At 36.6% G+C, this 1,002-nt stretch carries 1 protein-coding gene; it reads left to right on the forward strand.

Features of this window, described 5'->3' with window-relative positions:
- Positions 1 to 41 precede the first annotated feature (41 nt).
- Positions 42 to 878, forward strand: a complete 837-nt coding sequence (locus A142_RS20640) for a hypothetical protein (protein ID WP_019822877.1) — start codon at positions 42 to 44, stop codon at positions 876 to 878.
- The last annotated feature ends 124 nt before the right edge of the window (positions 879 to 1,002 follow it).

A 1,002-nucleotide genomic window follows, 5' to 3' on the forward strand; every position in this document is an offset into this window, starting at 1 on the left:
AATTACGAAAAAATTACGAAAAAATTACGAGAAAATTATAAATGACGAATGGTTTTACTTATCAATCAGACAGTTATGGTCGTGAGTCTCAGAGGTTTGTGATACCTCTATACTATAAAGACTCACTTGGTAACTATGAATTTTCATCTACAGCAACATTACTTAAATACAAAGGTGCTCATTACTTCGCTTTCGCAGCTCACGCATTGAGCAATGTATTAAATGTTAGTGATTTTTACATTTTTGGTTCAGATGGTGAGTTCTACGCCATATCTGACATTGCGATTGGGTATAGAGTCTTTGAAGACAAAGATATTGTAATTGTTGACTGTTTTAATCAGGTTCTTGATGGAAAAAATTATTTTGACATCAGTGAATCTAGCATGCTTGGCTTCGACAAAAAGCACTTTGCTTGGACAGGCTTTCCTTCAAGTAAATGTAAAGCCAAAAAAATCCACAATTCTAAGTCCTCAGAAACATTGCGAAACCAGTTTGTTCACGAAGAAGAAAATAGTCTTTACTTCAAATCAGCACAATACTTCACGATTGTTTCTAAAGTCCGAGGTAATAACAAGCAATTTATTACGGGAATTTACGAAAGGAAAAATCAGAGTTTAAAGTACAAAGGTAACGTGAGTATGGCTCCATCTCCGCAAGGTATGAGTGGCGGGGCAATGTACTTTTTCTCAAAGGGTCAAACTCTAAAAAACAACTTAAGTGAAACTTTTAGGTTTGCAGGTATCGGTATCGAGCACAAAAAAGACAATACTATTGTCGGCGTGTCTAGAGATATGATTATTAATTTGATAGATCAATTCACCGAAGAAGAACCAGTCCAGTTTTCATTAGTGGATGAGAAAGTGGAAACACAAGCATAACAAAGCATTTAAGAGTGATTCGCAACGCTTGGCAGTTTCGCATCGCTCAAGTATAGCCAAGCGTCGCTCACACCTTAATGCGGCGTTGATATGACCCCACTGTCAATTAAAACGTAGAAGTTTC

Origin of the sequence: Vibrio splendidus 12E03 (assembly GCF_000272105.2) — a bacterium.
In the GTDB taxonomy this organism is placed as follows: Bacteria; Pseudomonadota; Gammaproteobacteria; order Enterobacterales; family Vibrionaceae; genus Vibrio; species Vibrio splendidus_I.

Excerpts from the sequence above, each read along its gene's own strand:
- A142_RS20640 (WP_019822877.1), top strand. The coding sequence starts at position 42 with ATGACGAATGGTTTTACTTATCAATCAGACAGTTATGGTCGTGAGTCT.